The organism is Alteromonas sp. B31-7 (genome assembly GCF_015767655.1).
In the GTDB taxonomy this organism is placed as follows: Bacteria; Pseudomonadota; Gammaproteobacteria; order Enterobacterales; family Alteromonadaceae; genus Alteromonas; species Alteromonas australica.
The window spans coordinates 3,437,937-3,454,850 of the sequence record NZ_CP065233.1 but is presented as its reverse complement, the minus strand read 5'-3'; the positions used below and the strand labels follow the sequence as shown (position 1 = coordinate 3,454,850).

Annotated in this window: 15 protein-coding genes; 8 read left to right on the top strand and 7 right to left on the bottom strand. The window is 38.8% G+C overall.

All coding sequences use genetic code 11. From position 1 onward, the window contains the following. Nucleotides 1-19 precede the first annotated feature (19 nt). The 8 genes from IUA53_RS15015 to IUA53_RS14980 all read left to right on the top strand — a co-directional run bounded on the left by IUA53_RS15015 (nucleotide 20) and on the right by IUA53_RS14980 (nucleotide 10,105). Nucleotides 20-586, top strand: a complete 567-nt coding sequence (locus IUA53_RS15015; RefSeq protein ID WP_196897344.1) for a GNAT family N-acetyltransferase — start codon at nucleotides 20-22, stop codon at nucleotides 584-586. A gap of 12 nt (nucleotides 587-598) precedes the next feature. Then, nucleotides 599-847: an acyl carrier protein gene (locus tag IUA53_RS15010; RefSeq protein ID WP_044056326.1), complete on the top strand. Its 249-nt coding sequence runs from the start codon at nucleotides 599-601 to the stop codon at nucleotides 845-847. Then, nucleotides 825-1,589: an SDR family NAD(P)-dependent oxidoreductase gene (locus tag IUA53_RS15005; RefSeq protein WP_196897343.1), complete on the top strand. Its 765-nt coding sequence runs from the start codon at nucleotides 825-827 to the stop codon at nucleotides 1,587-1,589. The genes IUA53_RS15010 and IUA53_RS15005 overlap by 23 nt, the downstream gene beginning before the upstream one ends. Beyond that, nucleotides 1,586-3,070 (top strand): AMP-binding protein, encoded by a 1,485-nt coding sequence (locus tag IUA53_RS15000; RefSeq protein WP_196897342.1) that lies wholly within the window; start codon nucleotides 1,586-1,588, stop codon nucleotides 3,068-3,070. Before IUA53_RS15005 ends, IUA53_RS15000 begins: the two co-directional genes overlap by 4 nt. A 1-nt stretch (nucleotide 3,071) precedes the next feature. Beyond that, entirely contained in the window at nucleotides 3,072-4,142 is a 1,071-nt protein-coding gene (locus IUA53_RS14995; RefSeq protein ID WP_231401165.1) for a LuxE/PaaK family acyltransferase, read from the top strand. A gap of 16 nt (nucleotides 4,143-4,158) precedes the next feature. After that, nucleotides 4,159-5,304, top strand: a complete 1,146-nt coding sequence (locus IUA53_RS14990) for an acyl-CoA reductase (protein WP_196897341.1) — start codon at nucleotides 4,159-4,161, stop codon at nucleotides 5,302-5,304. A gap of 21 nt (nucleotides 5,305-5,325) precedes the next feature. Next, the gene (locus tag IUA53_RS14985) at nucleotides 5,326-8,910 is read left to right on the top strand and encodes a motility associated factor glycosyltransferase family protein (RefSeq protein WP_196897340.1); all 3,585 of its coding nucleotides are present in this window, start codon (nucleotides 5,326-5,328) and stop codon (nucleotides 8,908-8,910) included. 86 nt (nucleotides 8,911-8,996) lie between these two features. Continuing rightward, nucleotides 8,997-10,105 (top strand): IS3 family transposase gene (locus tag IUA53_RS14980; protein WP_442859010.1). Its coding sequence is split into 2 segments (ribosomal slippage): nucleotides 8,997-9,258 and nucleotides 9,258-10,105, totalling 1,110 coding nucleotides; the frame shifts between segments, so codons are not numbered across the junction. A gap of 116 nt (nucleotides 10,106-10,221) precedes the next feature. Here the strand turns inward: IUA53_RS14980 and IUA53_RS14975 are convergent. From IUA53_RS14975 to IUA53_RS14945, 7 genes are all read right to left on the bottom strand, one after another. Further along, complete coding sequence (locus IUA53_RS14975) at nucleotides 10,222-10,602, bottom strand: hypothetical protein (protein WP_196897338.1); 381 nt, start codon at nucleotides 10,600-10,602, stop codon at nucleotides 10,222-10,224. 38 nt (nucleotides 10,603-10,640) lie between these two features. Then, nucleotides 10,641-11,774 (bottom strand): hypothetical protein, encoded by a 1,134-nt coding sequence (locus IUA53_RS14970; RefSeq protein WP_196897337.1) that lies wholly within the window; start codon nucleotides 11,772-11,774, stop codon nucleotides 10,641-10,643. A gap of 42 nt (nucleotides 11,775-11,816) precedes the next feature. Beyond that, a complete protein-coding gene (gene wecB / locus IUA53_RS14965; RefSeq protein ID WP_196897336.1) occupies nucleotides 11,817-12,899 on the bottom strand; it encodes a non-hydrolyzing UDP-N-acetylglucosamine 2-epimerase in 1,083 nt (360 codons plus the stop codon). A 390-nt stretch (nucleotides 12,900-13,289) separates the two neighbouring features. Further along, nucleotides 13,290-14,309: a Stealth CR1 domain-containing protein gene (locus IUA53_RS14960; protein WP_196897335.1), complete on the bottom strand. Its 1,020-nt coding sequence runs from the start codon at nucleotides 14,307-14,309 to the stop codon at nucleotides 13,290-13,292. After that, nucleotides 14,269-15,150 (bottom strand): class I SAM-dependent methyltransferase, encoded by an 882-nt coding sequence (locus IUA53_RS14955; RefSeq protein ID WP_196897334.1) that lies wholly within the window; start codon nucleotides 15,148-15,150, stop codon nucleotides 14,269-14,271. Before IUA53_RS14955 ends, IUA53_RS14960 begins: the two co-directional genes overlap by 41 nt. Next, nucleotides 15,143-15,859, bottom strand: a complete 717-nt coding sequence (locus tag IUA53_RS14950; RefSeq protein ID WP_044446452.1) for a phosphocholine cytidylyltransferase family protein — start codon at nucleotides 15,857-15,859, stop codon at nucleotides 15,143-15,145. The genes IUA53_RS14955 and IUA53_RS14950 overlap by 8 nt, the downstream gene beginning before the upstream one ends. Then, nucleotides 15,856-16,881 carry a pyridoxal-phosphate-dependent aminotransferase family protein gene (locus tag IUA53_RS14945; protein WP_196897333.1) on the bottom strand — a complete coding sequence of 342 codons (1,026 nt, stop codon included), beginning with the start codon at nucleotides 16,879-16,881 and terminating at the stop codon, nucleotides 15,856-15,858. The genes IUA53_RS14950 and IUA53_RS14945 overlap by 4 nt, the downstream gene beginning before the upstream one ends. Nucleotides 16,882-16,914: the final 33 nt, after the last annotated feature.

Below are 16,914 nucleotides of genomic sequence, written 5' to 3'. Positions count from 1 at the left end.
AAAGGTAAGGAGAAGCTCAATGAACAATACTATTGTCACCGGATACCAAGTCACCTTGCTGCCTATTGCGCTAGAACATCAGTCATTACTTCGCCAATGGCGTAATAGCCCAGAAATTAAACAATGCATGTTTTCCGATGAAACCATTAGTGATGCGCAACAATTAACATGGTTTGAGCAAGTAAAAGAATGTGAAAACCAGTGGCATTGGATAGTGTCCTACAGGGGCACTTTTATCGGCTCGACAAACATTAAGGCCACGGAAGAGAGCGCCTCGGTGAATGAATCTCCTGAATTGGAGGCGGGTTTGTATATTGGCGAGGGTCGTTACAAAAATAACATACTGGCCTTCGCACCAACACTCGCCATGTATGATTATTGCTTCGAGCAATTTAATACTCAACATTTTAAAGCGAGGGTAAAAGCGACAAATTCTGCGGCAATTCATTATAATCAAAAATTAGGTTACAAGACCATTCGTACCGAAGAGCAAGGCTCTGTGTTAGAGATGTTACTGACATACAATGATTATCAAAGCAGTACAAAAATGTTAAAACAGTTTTTGTCACGCTCGAGTAAAAAATAAAAAGAGGGTAAGGTGGAAAATAAAGAGAAGCTTACTAAGGCATTTACCGAATCACTAGGCATTGAACCACAACTGGTTACTGATGAACTCACTTACAACACCATTCCTCAATGGGACTCTACGGCTCACATGGTGTTGATTGCCGAGTTGGAAAATGTGTTTGATGTGATGTTAGATACCGACGATATTATTGATTTAAGTTCGGTAGCACAGGCAAAAATCATTTTACAAAAGTACGATGACAACATTGAGTTCGCCTAACTTAGCTGACGGTTCGGTATTGATTACAGGGGCAACCGGAGGTATCGGACAAGCCACTGTCACCCGAGCTATTACAGACGGGGCATTTGTCATCGCTTGCGGTCGCGATGCGAATAAGCTAGAGCAACTTTCCTCACAGTTTGAGGGGCACATTCACACCCTTTGTTATGATGTGACTGATGAAAAAGCCATAAGCAACGCCTTTAGAGAAGTTCAAAAAGGGGTATCCGCAAAGAAATGGCCAGCGTTGTACGGTTTAGTGAATGGTGCTGGCGTAATGTCAGAGACAGTACTCGCAATGACAAGTGCCGACGCGTTAAAGCAGCAAATGGCGGTTAATTTTTATGCGCCTTACCAACATATGCAGTTGGCCAGTCGACTGATGAGCCGACAAAAGGCGGGAAGTATCGTCAACATAGTGTCGCAGGTCGGAGAGTTAGGAAGCAGCGGTATGAGCGCCTATGCAGCAAGCAAAGCGGCGCTAACAGGGGCAACAAAATCTCTTGCTAAAGAGTTAGCGCCCATGGGAATTCGAGTAAATGCAGTGGCGCCCGGCTTTATTGATACCGCTTTAACTGCCCACTACGATGAAAAAGCGAAGCAGAAAGTTTATGAGCGTGTCGTACTTCAACGAGAAGGTACAGCAAAAGAGGTGGCCAATGCAGCTATATATTTACTTTCTCATCACGCAAGCTATACCACGGGGCATGTATTACCAGTGGACGGACTATTTTGCCCGTGAAAACCCTTGAACCAGATGACAGCCCTGAGCGCGTAAACAGCCCTGAGCGTAGAAACAGCCCTGAGCTAAAAAACAGCCCTGAGCTAAATATTCCATTCATTACTTCCTACAAAGACAGTGACGCAATTGCGCTAATGGATGACAGTGGGAGTCTCTCTTACCGTGAGTTATCGAAAGCGGTTCAACGACGGGCACATGATTGGCAACGCATCATAAATTGCGATTCGCGACAACGCCCCGTTGTCATGTTGTTTATTGACAATAGCATGACGAGCGTCATTGATTATTTAGCCGCGTTGACTCTCGATTACGTCGTATTGTTACTTAATCCAAATTGTACACCTGCGACAAAAGCTGAATACTCAAGTAGATTGAGGCCTAACGTCATTATTGATGACGGTCAGTTCTCACTGATTCATCACGAATTCCGGCAAATAGATCCCCGCGTGAGTTTACTTTTATCTACTTCTGGTAGTACGGGGGCTGGCAAATGCGTGGCCTTATCTCACCACAACATAACTGCCAATTGCGATGCAATTTTAACCTACTTGCCTATAGAGGCAGAAGATATAACGCTCGCAACACTGCCTCTTAGTTATTCTTACGGATTGTCAGTGTTGCATACCCATTTAAGCATGGGGGCTACTGTATGCTTTACCCGCCATAGTGTGTTCGACAAAGGCTTTTGGAATATCGTCAAGCACCATCCCATTAGCTCGCTTTCTGGGGTGCCATCGTTTTATGAAATGTTACTACGATTACGCTTTACTACCATGGCACTGCCTCATTTACGCTACTTCACCCAAGCAGGGGGGAAACTGGCAGAATCTTGCGTAACACGTTTGGCAAAGTACGCGCACCAAATGGATAAAGCGTTTTATGTAATGTATGGCCAAACTGAAGCCACAGCACGAATGGCATATTTGTCTCCCGATAAGGTTATGTCCAAGCCCAATGCCGTAGGAAAAGCCATTGCAGGGGGGGAATTTAAGCTAGTAGGCAATACCGCCCGTCCCGGTGAAGGCGAACTTTACTATCGAGGCGACAACGTCATGTTAGGCTATGTCTCGGATGCAGCTGATTTAGATAGTTTCTTGACAGATGAGTGGCTAGCGACGGGGGATTTGGCTATACAAGATGCTGACGGCGACTATATTATTACCGGCCGTATAAAACGTATGGTTAAAGTGGCTGGCGAACGGACTAATCTTGATGTCATCGAACAGGTTTTCCTCGATACACTAGAGCAACATAGTTTACTTTCACCTGCGTGTGTTATCGGCGAAGACGATAAGCTCATTGCGGTTTATGCAGGTGAACTGTCGGGAGAACAGCGCAGTTGCGTGATTGAAAGTTTATCGACGTCTCTGTCTTTACCGAAACGTATCATCGCGCTTAATGAAGTTGAATCTTTGCCACTACTGAGCAATGGTAAAGTTGATTATGCAGGTGTTTCACAGTTGGTGATGGGAGTTATTTAGCGTGTTTTCTTACCCGCCAGAGTTATTTGACCTACCCGTATACGGTTTACCCAGTACGCAAAAGCAAGCCATGCTAAATCGTGTGATGTCGCAGCTTAGTCAGCACCATTATCAGCATTGTGAAGCGTATAGGCGATTGCTAGATAGCAGGCCTTTTGATTTTGCTTCTGCTGCACATACTGAGCAATTCCCCGTTGCAGCAAGATTGTTCAAAGATTTAGCGTTAACCAGTATTCAATCGAATGACGTCTTTCGTCAAATGCGATCTTCAGGTACCAGCGGACAGGCGTCAAAGATTACTCTTGATGGAGAGTCAGCCAAACGGCAAAGCCAAGTATTAGTGAAAATCCTGCAAAGCTGCTTGGGCAAACAGCGCCGCCCCATGTTGTTAATTGATGCACCATCGACGGTAAAAAAAGCAGGCGCAATGACAGCGAGAGCGGCGGGTCTTCAAGGTTTATCGTTTTTTGGGCGACACCATTGTTATGCATTAAACGAAAATATGGAACTGGATATTGAAAAGGTTCGCGACTTTTTTTCTAAGTACGGCAAACAGCCTGTTTTGATTTTTGGTTTTACCTTTATTGTTTGGCAGACATTTATTCAAGCATTAGCACAGCAGAACATAAGTTTTGACTTTGCGGATGCTATTCTCATTCACGGCGGTGGTTGGAAGAAAATGCAAGACCAAGCGGTAACTGACGAGATATTTAAAGCATCTATTTATAAAACCTTAGGCAACGTGAGTGTTCATGATTACTATGGAATGGTAGAGCAAACTGGTACCATATACATGCAATGTGAGAAGGGGTTTCTCCATACACCCGTTTGGTCGGACGTTCTTATTCGTAGCCCACAAGACTTAAGCCTTCTCGAACACGGCGAAGCAGGGTTAATTCAAGTCAATTCTGTGTTACCTACCAGCTATCCTGGACATTGCATTTTAACAGAAGATCTGGGCACTGTTTTCGGTGAAGATGACTGTGAATGTGGACGGTTAGGAAAGTACTTCAAAGTCCATGGGCGGGTACCAAAAGCGCAAGTGAAGGGTTGCAGTGATACATTTTCCTAGTGATATATTATCGCACATGCGTTGGCATATCCCTTTAGATAATAGCCAGTATGACGATAGACATTCGTTAACAGATACACATGCCGCTGTTGCTGGATTTGCAGCTTTTCTACTTAAAAAAGCTGACGTAAAAGCGCACCCAGAAATAGTGGCTTTGGCGTTTTGGTTTCGCCAAGCTAATCTGGTGAAAATAAGCGAGTCCATCCCTTTTGAAGGGAACGGAAAAAAGGTAAAACGCGTATTCCATATCGCTCCTGCCAACGTGGATACTGTTTTTATGTATTCCGTATTACTCTCTGTTCTTTGTGCCAACCAAAATATTGTTAGGGTGAGCCAGCGAAGCGGCGAAGTGACGTGGCTTCTCATTAACCTTTTCAAAGAGTATTTAAGAACAGAAAAAGGTGCCCCTTTAGCGCGACTGATATCTATTGTTGAATATAATGCGGAACAGGTAGGTATAACGGAAGAATTCAGTGAATGGGCAGACTTAAGGGTCATCTGGGGGGGGAATGATGCGATTGAGACAATTAATCTTTCTGTACCGCATAGACACCAAATTTGTTTCCCAGACCGCTACTCTATTTCAGTATTAACGATCGATGATAAAGTGGATGTACATCGGATGGCGAAAGCGTTTTTAACTGATATTTTACCCTTTAATCAACAAGCATGCTCATCACCCAAAGCCTTATTTTGGTTAGATACTTCCATTTGCTATCAGCAAAAATTTTGGAACGCTGTTAGTGCAGAAATTGGCGCAATCAAGCATGAGTTGGATTCAAGCAGTAAAGTTGAACAGCAGATTTTGCTACAGCAAATGTTAGCAGACAATGCCCTTAACGTAATTGAGTCGGAAGTTGGACAGCAGAACGGGTTTGCAAGAGTTAATGGAAATATTGCTCTAGGGCGTTGTAAATTGAATCGTATTACGCCGAAAATACTAAAATTGCATACGGGGAACGGGTTAATCCTAGAATGTGACATCTGTGGAGTAAATGAGCTGCCTTTCGATGCTGCGTTACAGACAATTTCCATTGGAGGAGCAATTGATGTAGATGCTCTGGCTAACAAAGAGTTTAAACGACATGTAAAGCTGGGTATGGCTCTTGAGTTTAATACCCAATGGGACGGAATAGACTTGCTACATGTATTTAGTCAGTAAAAGAGTTCTTGAGGTTAGCTAATGTTAAATGATATCCGGTTACACGTAGAAACCGACGAATTAAAACAAAAAGCGTTAGAAGAAAAATTATCTAGAGATATTATCTCTAATTACAAAAGCAACGCTCTGGCGTTTTCTCAATTCATGCCCAGTGTAATGAATTATGTAGAAAATAGTGCCTCACAAAATATCTCCGTTTTCGTAAACAAGAACGCGCAATACAACATGGTTGATTACAGCACAGGAAAGACTGTTTACGGGCTACGTCCTGAAGAGGAGATAATTGAGCACGTTGAGTTATTTTCTAAGCATGCGCCAAATATTACGATTAATGGTGATAATAATTCGGCGTTTAATGTTGGCGCAACCGAAAAGCCGGCCATTTCTCAGCGCTTAAATCAATACAAGCAACTCGAACCTTTGCCGCAGCAAGTCGATGTTCTCGTTATTTTCGGGTTAGGTCTTGGACTGCATATAGAAAAATTGGTAGAAGATAACCTTATAAAGCATTTAGTTATTTACGAGCCAGAGATTCAACATTTTAAGTGTTCTCTGTTTACCTTTGATTGGCAACGATTATTCAAACTTATGAAATCAAAGGGAACGACTATTTATCTTCAACTGGAGCACGATGGTCGTGATATTGTTGAAAACGTGAATGAGTTGGCAGAACATATTGGGTTCGATCGGTTTTATTTCTACAAACACTTTAATCATTATGTGTTCGATGCTGTAACTCAATCGCTTATAAGCTCAACTTGGAATCAGTTATGCGAAACAGGAATTACATTTGGCAAGGAAACAAATCCCAATCTATTTTTACCGAAATGGTCGGCAGGCGTAGATTTGAGCAACGTTAATTTGCTTGATAAAAATAATGAAAAGTTTAATTCTAATTTAAGTGCATTTAAAGTTTACTTCCCTCAAATTTTCCAAGAGTTCTCAGATTATACGCCTACAGATTGGATTCCAATACAATTGAGCGATGGGCAAATAGATGTCATCAGATCAGATTCATTGGTTGCGTATTATGGCGGGAGCCCAAAAAGCTCGGCTGATTTGCGTTTCGAATACTTCGAGCAATACCCCCAGAAAGATGGTTTAGTGTTAGGATACAATGGAACCAAATTAAAAAAGTATCACCATTACCAATTTGTTGAAAAGACAGAAAAATTACTAGATGAAATATCTGAACATGTGGGGAAGTTACCTGATACAGTAAAATCACTTGTAATGTTTGGGGTAGGCGTTGGCTATCAAATAAATACTCTCTACGACAAGAAAAATGTTGAAAAGCTATTCCTTTGTGAACCCAATAAAGACTTTTTCTACTCGTCCTTGTTCGCGGTAGATTGGCAGACGATCTTAAGTAATATCGATAAAAATAACCAGCGTTTGTATATCAATATAGGGGATGACGGGACAAATCTATTCAGAGATTTACTATCCCAGTTTTATTCAATAGGTCCCTATATCCTCGCGAGTACGTACATATATGAAGGTTATCAAAACGACTATTTGAATAACTCTTTAAGCCAGCTTAGAGAGCAACTTAAAATCGTTATATCTATGGGGGAATATTACGATCATGCAAAATACGGTATTTCACATACCACAGAGATTATTAGTCGCGGAACACCTATTCTTCAATCGAAGGCTGATAAATACCTTTCACTCCAAGACAAAGATGTGCCGGTTTTTATTGTAGGTAATGGTCCTTCCCTTGACGATTCGATTGACACCATAAAAGAGTTGAAAGATAGAGCGATTGTTGTGTCTTGTGGCACCGCGTTAATGCCCTTGTATAAAAACGGTATAGTGCCCGATTTTCATGCCGAAATTGAACAGAACAGATCAACGTTTGATTGGATAAGCAGAATAGCAGATTTCGAGTATCTGAGTAAGATCAACCTTATCAGCTGCAATGGCATTCATCCTGACACGTGTAAACTGTTTAAAAAAACGTATATTGCATTCAAGTGTGGAGAGTCATCCACAGAGTCAGCAATGCACATTTTAAACAAAAAAGATTACGCGGAGCTTGAGTTTGCTTTTCCAACTGTATCTAACTTTGCGCTAAACATAGCTTTGGAAATTGGTTTTACACAAGTCTATTTATTTGGTGTTGATTTGGGGTTTGTCCACCAAAAATCTCATCACTCCAAGCTTTCAGGTTATTATGAAACTGATGGCAATGAGCTGTATGATTACGCAAAGAGAAACAACACTGAACTAATGGTTGAAGGGAACTTTCGTTCCAAAGTTTTTACCAAACATGAATTTAAAGTCGCTAAGACCATAATGGAGTCGACACTTTCTACGCATAAAGTTGATTGTTTTAACTGCAGTAACGGTGCTTTGATCAAAGGAACAACTCCTTTGGGCGTTGATGATGTGTTACTTACTACATCATTGACTGCGAAACTAGATGTAATGAATCGCTTAACAAATAACGTATTTAGACCTGCTAAAGAGTATAGTAGCTACTTCAATCGTTTTACTAATAAATTCAATAGTGACGAGTTTGTAAAGGAACTAGAAACTCTAGTAGAATTTGTTAATAAACCAAAAGCAAACGTAGATGAAATAGAGGAATTAATAGAGGCACAACGAGAGTTACTATTTAGCTCCTATAAACGTGGGCGTTCGCTATTTTTCTATTTTCTTTACGGTAGTATGAATTACGCAAACGTGTTATTTAGCAAGTGTTCATACATTGCTGATGAACACTTGCTTTGGAAGTTTTATAAAGATATTTGTTCATTATGGGATGAGTTTTTATTAGATATAAAATCTAATCAGAGCTCTATATTTTTATCGTTTGATACATCCAAGTCTTTTTCTAGTAAAAGTGAGCGTGCTTTTTTAAAGTCGTTTAGTCAAAAGGTATGTTTATATACTAACAATAGGTTTATAGACACGTTCTCGACACTTTCTAGTTCAATGTTTAATGATAATATTATTAACACGATTTCCATAGATGCATTTAGCGCTCAACTACTATCTAGTAAAGTAACCGAATTACATCGCTTATTCTGTAGAGTAGAATCACAAGACGAAGTAGACAAATTAGCTGATTTAATAACTATCCCATTCGATAGAGATATGCATTTACTTTTGTGTGGTGAAAATGCATCTCTACTAGACCTTTCGCGTATCAACTGTCCATGCAGTCTACTTTTACATCCTAATTTTTTGAGAGGTGAAAAAGGCCGGGCAATGTTTGAGCGCGGGGATGGATTATATTGGCTGGAGGGGCATTTGCCATATGCGACGTTAAAATTCGATATCCATTCAGCATTACCTCGTTTTATAGTTGCTAAGGTTCAAGTAAATCAAACGGAGCATACCGAGAAAGGACTCATTTCGTACTTCGATAAAGTTTCCCAGAATGTAACGAATTTTACTCATTTTCTAGAGTTTCCAGATTACTTAGTATTTTCGAAAAATGAACATATTTATAGTAGCTTAGTGAACTTATCCGGTGCTCGCGGAGTGGTGAAAAGAATAGAGCATTTTTGCCCTCATACACTAAGGCAGGGAAAATTCAATAAAGATGCTATAAATAGGAATATTAAAACAACAAATTGGGAGGGATGGGCGTAGGCCATACCATTTGTAATTGTCCACTTCCCCTAAACTGAGACAGACTTAATTGGAGTTTTCTGCAATGATTAATGCAGGAGACGACTATGAAAAAATCACGATATACAGAATCTCAGATTATTGGGGTGTTAAAAGAAGTTGATGCAGGTATGAAGGTTGAGGAAGTCTGCCGTCAACACGGTATCAGCAGCGCAACCTATTACAATTGGAAGTCCAAGTACGGCGGCATGGAAGCGTCTGACGTCAAACGATTGAAAGAGCTTGAAGAAGAAAATGCCAAGCTTAAAAAGATGTTTGCAGATGTCAGCTTAGAAAATAATGCCATTAAGGAGCTTGTCGCAAAAAAGGGTTGGTGACAGCAGAGAAACGAGAGTGCGTCAGCATCCTAGTTGATGCGGGACTAAGTATCGTAAAGGCCTGTCTGTTTGTTGGCATTGGCCGTGCGACCTTTTATCGTCCAGAGAGAGACTGGCGCAAAGCGGATGCTGCTGTCATTGATGCCATCAATGCGGTTTTGGAGAAGTCGCCACGAGCGGGCTTCTGGAAGTGTTTTGGCCGAATGCGGTTCAAAGGCTTTCCCTTCAACCACAAGCGCGTCTATCGTGTTTACTGCCAAATGGGATTGAACCTGCGGCGCAGAACTAAACGGGTACTGCCCAAGCGAATAGCCCAGCCACTGGAAGTGCTGGATCAGGCTAATCATCAATGGGCGTTGGACTTTATGCATGACACGTTATATTGCGGCAAACGGTTCAGAACACTGAATGTGGTGGATGAAGGCACGAGGGAATGCCTTGCTATAGAGGTCGATACGTCTTTGCCCGCTGGCCGTGTCGTACGCGTATTAGAACAACTTAAGGCTGAGCGTGGATTACCAACTCAGCTGCGTATGGACAATGGCCCAGAGCTAATTTCGGCGACGCTAACAGATTGGTGTGAAACCAATAATATTGAACTGGTATATATCCAGCCAGGTAAGCCACAGCAAAATGGCTTTGTTGAACGCTTTAACGGTTCATTCCGCAGAGAGTTTCTGGATGCTTACTTGTTTGAAAATCTCAATCAAGTAAGAGAAATGGCCTGGTTCTGGCGACTGGATTATAACGAAGAAAGAACACATGAAAGTCTCGGTAACCTGCCTCCGGCAGCTTACCGAGAAAAACTAGAAAACTCTAAATCAGCACTGTCTCATTAAAGGGGAAGTGGACATAATAACTTATTTGTAGAAGGATGAGAGTTACCGATTTCGAGACTAATTCACGTAACTATTCGATAAATAGGATTAGTAACTCTCATCTCCACTAGATAAATTCAGTCGATGACAATAATATCTTTTTCTAAAATACCGCGTTTGAGACATTCTTTGAACATTGGTTTTACTGTAGCTTGACTACAAATGAGTATTTTAGTGCGTGGCTCAAGATTCGCGAGTTCAGTGGTTGCTTCTATTTCAATATCAAACTGTTTAAATGGCATCGTATTAGCTTTAATGTCTACCCATTTAAAAACAGGAATACCCTTTTTCTTAAACCGTATGTAAACCTCTATGCCTAGGTAACCAGCGCCATAGAGTACAATATTGCTATCGCTTACAGTTTTACATCTTAAGATCGCACGAGTGGAAAAGCTAAACATTAAACGCTTCAACTTTTCAGGTACAACAAATTGTAGGAAATAATAATAAAGTTTCACACTAAACCCTATATATCAAAAATAAAAATTACGATTCTCTATAAAGAAAGATCTTGTTCTAGCTCTTCAAACTGTTTGCCAAAGTCAAAGAGTGGCGCAGTTTTTCTTGTATTTCTTCGAAATATCTCTATTTGGGATCTATCCACTCGTTTTAGATCTTGTTCTAGTTTATTTAAATCCGACACTCCCTCATAGGCTAAACCTAACTTGTGATGACGTGTCTCTTTAATCATTTCTTGAGAGCCTGTAACAAGTAACATTAATCCGGCCGCAACAAATTCGAAAAACTTATTGGGTAAAGATACAGCGTGTTGACCTTCTATATCTTCTAGAAAGTGAATACCAATATCAAACTGTGATATGAAAGGAATTATTTCTTGAAAGTCTACGGGCTCTAGAATGGTTACGTTTTCGAATTTGGACGCCAGTTTGCAAACCGATTTATAATAACTTTCATCTAGCCATACTAGCATCAAGTATAAGTGATAACCTTTACCCATTTTACCACCAAACTCAATAAGCTTTTCAATAGATCGGTTTGGAAGACAACCTCCGTGATGTATTAGATTTATATTTGACTTGTCTATATCTATTTTTTTTTCAGATTCTATTAATTCTTGAACCGGGTAACTTTTGAATATTTTGAAGTCTTCATTATATTTATTCTTATATTCATCAGCTATCCCCTGAGAGACAGTGACTTTTCTACTAAACTTTGATAATAGCGTACTGCAATAATAATCATAGACATCGAGTAACTCTTGTTGCCAATCGTTTTGAGGGATGAATTGTCTAGGGTAATATTCTCTTGCATCAAAAATTACTTTCTCTTTATGTTCTATAAAAAATGGTAGTAATGATAAATCGTGTATAAATATCCAGTCATATCTCTGTACCCTTTCTTTTTCAATCGACAATTCACAATTAGCAGAAGCGACGTATTCTGCTAAACTGCCAATTTTTAATCTCATTATTATCTTTTTGATTAACCGCCTCAATGGTGATGGCGTTTTCTTAATAATTGGAAATGAAGTCACACCGTCCAAACTATTAGTATCAAGGGAGCAAATATCTATTATGTTTTTTTTTCGAAGCTGCAAATAAAGGCGCTTGGGTCTCGGACAACTCGCAAACCTGCCTCTATAAACTAGTAAAATTTTTTTATTTTCCATAGACTATGAATCTTCTAATACATTTAATTTTGCTTCGAAAAGCTACAGTTGAATTTCTAGTTCTGACACTATACTTTTTCTGGTTTCTCCTTTCCCGTAAGGAGAATACGATAAAACATGGGGCATCTCACTATGTTTAAGCAAAAGAGTTAAATCTTGTTCTTTGCCCATGCCGTCCCCGATGAGTTTAGAAGCATTGATTTCAACTAACTCGTTCCATTCTGTTTCATTTCTGACGACAAAGCACTTTTTGCCGGAGAAAAAGGCTTCTTTTTGAAGCCCTCCACTGTCGGTCATTACAGCAGTGCAACTAGCCGTTAGATACAGCATTTGGAAATATGAGGCTGGAGGGATAGTTATCACATTTGGTGAGGTCGTTATTCCAAACTCTTGCATCCGAGATCTCGTACGAGGGTGTACAGGCCATACTACTTTACTATGACTAGCATATAGGTTTATCGAATCTACGATACGAGATAAATTACGTTTACTATCCACGTTCACGGGACGGTGCAACGTAACAAGAAGAAAGTCGTCAAGGTCGACTATATTTTCTGGCGGGCTTGCCAATGGTGCGAATAGCTTTAACGCATCGAACATAATGTCACCAACATTACGTACAATTGGCGTTTTATTTTTCCCAATATTTTCTTGGAGAAGGTTTTTAGTTGCAACCTCACTGGGACAAAATAGAAAATCAGACAAGTGGTCTGTCACTACTCTATTGTGCTCTTCTGGCATGTTCCGGTTAAAACTTCTTAAACCTGCTTCAACATGGGCTAGAGGAACGCCATGTGCATTCGCGGCAACCGATCCGGCCAGAGTACTATAGGTGTCACCAAATACTAATAAGCAGTCAGGTTTTAGTTCTGTTATTGCCATTCCTATCTTAGTGACGGATTCACCAATGAAGGAACTGCTCGAAAACGTATTCGATTTGAAGACGTGGGTGGGTTTTGGAATTTTTAATTGATCGAAAAATTGCTGGCTCATATTAGCATCGTAATGCTGCCCAGTGTGAATAATAAATTCACGAAGCTTCGGAGAGTCTTGAATCTCTTTGCTTAAAGCCGCTGCTTTGATAAATTGGGGTCTAGCTCCGACAACGGTTAATATTTTTTTCATAATATGTCTCAGTAATTTATCCAGCTTATCGGCAGTATTAACTATTTCTTTAGAATCGTTTTAAATAGCAAAAATAACCTAAATTTGTGCTCAAACCATATCGCGCGCTTCTATTTACCTCTTGTAAATCTATTCCTTAACGTGTCAAAATTGTTCAATCAGAAAATAGTCAGTTCCTCTCCTTCTACTAAGTTACACAAAAAGTCTATTTTGTCTTGTTCTCCTTTTCGGTAAAGTTGGAAAATGAAATTGATGAAAGACGTTCGGTCATAAAATTTAGCTCGTTTAATATACAATATTCATACACTGATTAGAACCTCAATGAGACGTCCGAATAGTGTTTTAAACAACTATTAAGAAACTTTTTAACTCTAATTTTGCACGTCAATTTCACATTTTTATCTCTGAATCTAGCATAGGTCCGCATATTTCATCTAATAAACTATGGAGATTTGGTGATATTTTAAGTAAAGATTGAAATTCATTTATACAAAACGTTTTTCTTTCTTTCCTCATAATTAAATCAAATAGAAAATCTATTTTCTCCGGAGCTCCTTCTCGACATAGTTGAATACTAAAGTGCACCATAAAATCAAAATCGCCCAAGATTCCTTCTCCATATTTCATGCAATAGTGATTATATAGAGATTCCACCAAGAACTGATCTCTATGCCTGAATTTGTATTTCTTGTTGTTCATAAATTCATCTGAGAAGCTGATGGCTAACTTATTTAACCTAGCTTTATCTAGAGAAACAAAGGCATGACTAAGAACAAGAAAACTACTGGAAGAATAATCAAGCATAAATGCAGAGTTTAATATCCCCTGCATATGCAATTTAATATCATCATTTTTGGGGAGCGAACACCAGCTTCCTCTGACAATTGGCTTTCTTCCTTCGAAAAAAAAACTCGGAGTAACGTCTGCACTTAACATTAAATCGTCATTACCCAAAATGAATTGCTCGCTTAAGCAATCAAGTGTATGGAGTGCTGTAACAATTGCTCGAGAGTTAAAAGTTGGTAAAAATTCAGGTGTGTCTTTAAAAAGTTCTTTATGATCAACAATTTCTATTCTATCTAAGAATAGCTTATTAGAATCCAAGAACTTTGGTAGTTGTTGATCAGTAATCAAAATTATCTTTCTGTACCAAGGAGCATATCTTTTTATAGACCGAAGACAATATTTTAGCTCATTACTTTGTACAAATCTTAAATCGCTAATAGATTCTTCGAAATCGTCTTGGCTTCTAATGCTTAATTCATCATCTGATAAAATTGATAAATGACGTTTTCGTTTTAATTGATGATTAGGGTCATCACCGTCAACCCAAATAATTACAAAGTCAATCTCTGCCTGTGTCATATCGTTATTTTCTGTAAAGAAAGAAGTGTCCTGCTCTAACTTCATTAGCTAGATACTCCCGGACAATATTTTCGAGAATAAGAGGGTTCCTTAAAACCTTACTATGCTGCTGATAAACATTAAAATACTTACTTAAATGATACAAGTTATACGCGTAATTTCGTTGGCACTTAATAAAGTGTTTTTCAAAAATATTAGAGCAGTAAAATTCATAGTTGCGATAGTAAGCCACATAATTTTTCGATTTATAATTATCATTCCCTTGCAATAGGGTGCTTTCTCTAACAAGTAGAAATCCGTTTTTAGATAACAGCCTCAACAGCTTATGAAATAACTCATCAATAACTGATTCATGGGTATACATGAAAATATCTCCAACGAAGATAAAGTCGTAACCGTTTGTTACCAAATCACTTGAGTTAGATATATCACAGCATTGATATTCAACATTTTTAAGTTTGTTCTCAGAATTATTGCTAGCTATTCTTTGTTCACTAAGGTCAATGCCTACACAACGAGAAAAAGTTGTAGATAAAAATTTAGTATAACGGCCGTTACCACAACCTATATCAAGGCACGTTTTATATTCACTGACGTTTTGGTTTACTAAGTTCTGAATAATGATTTTTTCATATTCAAAGCGAGCATCTACTATAAACTGGTCATTGGTTATATATCCACCATCTAGATAATCATCATAGGCTCGCGACCAAAATTTGTTAATAATATGCTTTTCTGCTTGTAAAGTATCATATTTTGCCGAGTCGAAAGTTAAATGTATTTTATCTTCTAATAATTTATATTCTTGTTTCAATTTTTTTTGTTGCTGTTCTATTTCAAACAACCTAGTTAAATCTTTAATAATATCTTGATTTACTTTATTCATGAAAATTCTCTTCAACGTAATCTTTAATACGTTCATAATCTTCAATATAATCAACTTCCGCCCAAAAATTACCTTTTATATCGTGAATTATAACTGGTTTAATATCATTGCTACGATAAAATATATCTTCCCACCAATAGTCATGCTTTTGCTGTTGAATTAAGCTTTTTAATACGCTTTTAAAAAAATTAATATCCCTAGCTGCTATTCTTGCGATACCAACATATTCGCCAGTTGTTTCTTCCAATTCTAATTCTTTGCCATACTTAATGAGTACATTGTTTTTCCAGTTAAATCGATAGTCTGCACCTTCAATACGTGAACTATCCGCAAGAAATAGAGGAGAACTTTGTTCTTTCAATAAAATATCAATGACAGTTTCTTCAATAAAAACGTCTGCATTCATAATAATGTAGTCATCATCTGGCTGTAGAAAAGATTGGGAGAACCATGTTGATGCAATGGAGTTGGTAACATCAAAAAAAGGGTTTTGGAAATGTGTATACCTATATCCTTCGAGTTGCTTCAGAATATATTCCTCCTTGTAACCAGTAACGATTGCTATATCGTCAATACCCTTCTTCTTCAGCATGTCAACTGTATATTTAATTAAACTATCATCGTTTATTGTTACGCAACATTTAGGGATACCATTTAAATAGCGACTGATGCGCGTTCCAACGCCAGCAGCCATCAATAATGCTTTCATGATATCCTCTCTTGATAGTATTCGCTTAGAGCCTCAATTAATACATCGAAGTGCTTTTTATCAACATGTCCCATATGAGCTACTCGAAATAAAATTTTTGCTAAATCACCAGAACTAGGCGTTAAAATCAAGTTGTGTTTTTTCTCAAAGTAGTCAACAACCTCATTCGCATTCTGCTCCAAAGGAGATAAAGCGGTTAAAGAGTTTGAGGAATCATGAACATAATTTTTTAAAGGTAAGTGGGCTATTTTAGCTCTAAAGTAATTAGCTAACTCAGCCCTATGAGCAATGACACTCTCTATTCCTTTTTGAACTAATTGAGTTAATTGAAACTGAAGTTGAAGTATTATTGAGACAGGGGGAGTAAAGGGGGTCTGCCCCCTCTCCATGTTATTTAAACTTTCTTTAAAGTCGAAGTAGATCGAGGAGGAACTTTCTAACTTACGGATTGCTTTTGGGCTTAAAATAACCATTGCTAAGCCAGGCGGCAACGCGAGCCCTTTATTAGAGCTGACAATCAACATGTCGATGTTTTGTAACTGCATGTCAATAGGGTCACATAGAAAAGCACTAATTGCGTCGACAATATGCAACGCACCATTTTGTCTGCAAAGTTTACCTGACTGCTCAATATTTAATTTTCTTCCAGTCGTTGTCTCACACGCATTAATTAATAAATAATCAAAATTAATTTTTTTTAAATCGTTATAATTAATTATTTCATTAACATCGTATTTTGCGTTAACGAATTCGAGATTTTTTCGTTGACAAATATCGGCGAAGCGCTGACCGAACCCTCCCGAATTTACTATTAACGCTTTTCCAGTCACATGATTTAAGTTATCAATACAAGCTTCCATCGCTCCAGTACCTGAAGATCCGAAGAAAAGTACCTTGCTTCCTAATTCAGCGTTGACGAGCTCTAACAGCTTATTTTGGCAATCAAGTAACACATTGGAAAAAGCACTATTTCTGAAGTACGGTACTTGAGTAGCTCCCAAAGCTAGCACATCATCAGACATAGGCACAGGTCCAGGGGTGTATAATCGCGGCTT

Excerpts from the sequence above, each read along its gene's own strand:
- IUA53_RS15015 (WP_196897344.1), top strand. The coding sequence starts at position 20 with ATGAACAATACTATTGTCACCGGATACCAAGTCACCTTGCTGCCTATT.
- IUA53_RS15005 (WP_196897343.1), top strand. The coding sequence starts at position 825 with ATGACAACATTGAGTTCGCCTAACTTAGCTGACGGTTCGGTATTGATT.
- IUA53_RS14945 (WP_196897333.1), bottom strand. The coding sequence starts at position 16,881 with ATGTCTGATGATGTGCTAGCTTTGGGAGCTACTCAAGTACCGTACTTC.
- IUA53_RS14985 (WP_196897340.1), top strand. The coding sequence starts at position 5,326 with ATGTTAAATGATATCCGGTTACACGTAGAAACCGACGAATTAAAACAA.
- wecB (WP_196897336.1), bottom strand. The coding sequence starts at position 12,899 with ATGAAAAAAATATTAACCGTTGTCGGAGCTAGACCCCAATTTATCAAA.
- IUA53_RS14955 (WP_196897334.1), bottom strand. The coding sequence starts at position 15,150 with ATGAATAAAGTAAATCAAGATATTATTAAAGATTTAACTAGGTTGTTT.
- IUA53_RS14990 (WP_196897341.1), top strand. The coding sequence starts at position 4,159 with ATGCGTTGGCATATCCCTTTAGATAATAGCCAGTATGACGATAGACAT.
- IUA53_RS14950 (WP_044446452.1), bottom strand. The coding sequence starts at position 15,859 with ATGAAAGCATTATTGATGGCTGCTGGCGTTGGAACGCGCATCAGTCGC.
- IUA53_RS14970 (WP_196897337.1), bottom strand. The coding sequence starts at position 11,774 with ATGGAAAATAAAAAAATTTTACTAGTTTATAGAGGCAGGTTTGCGAGT.
- IUA53_RS14960 (WP_196897335.1), bottom strand. The coding sequence starts at position 14,309 with ATGAAGTTAGAGCAGGACACTTCTTTCTTTACAGAAAATAACGATATG.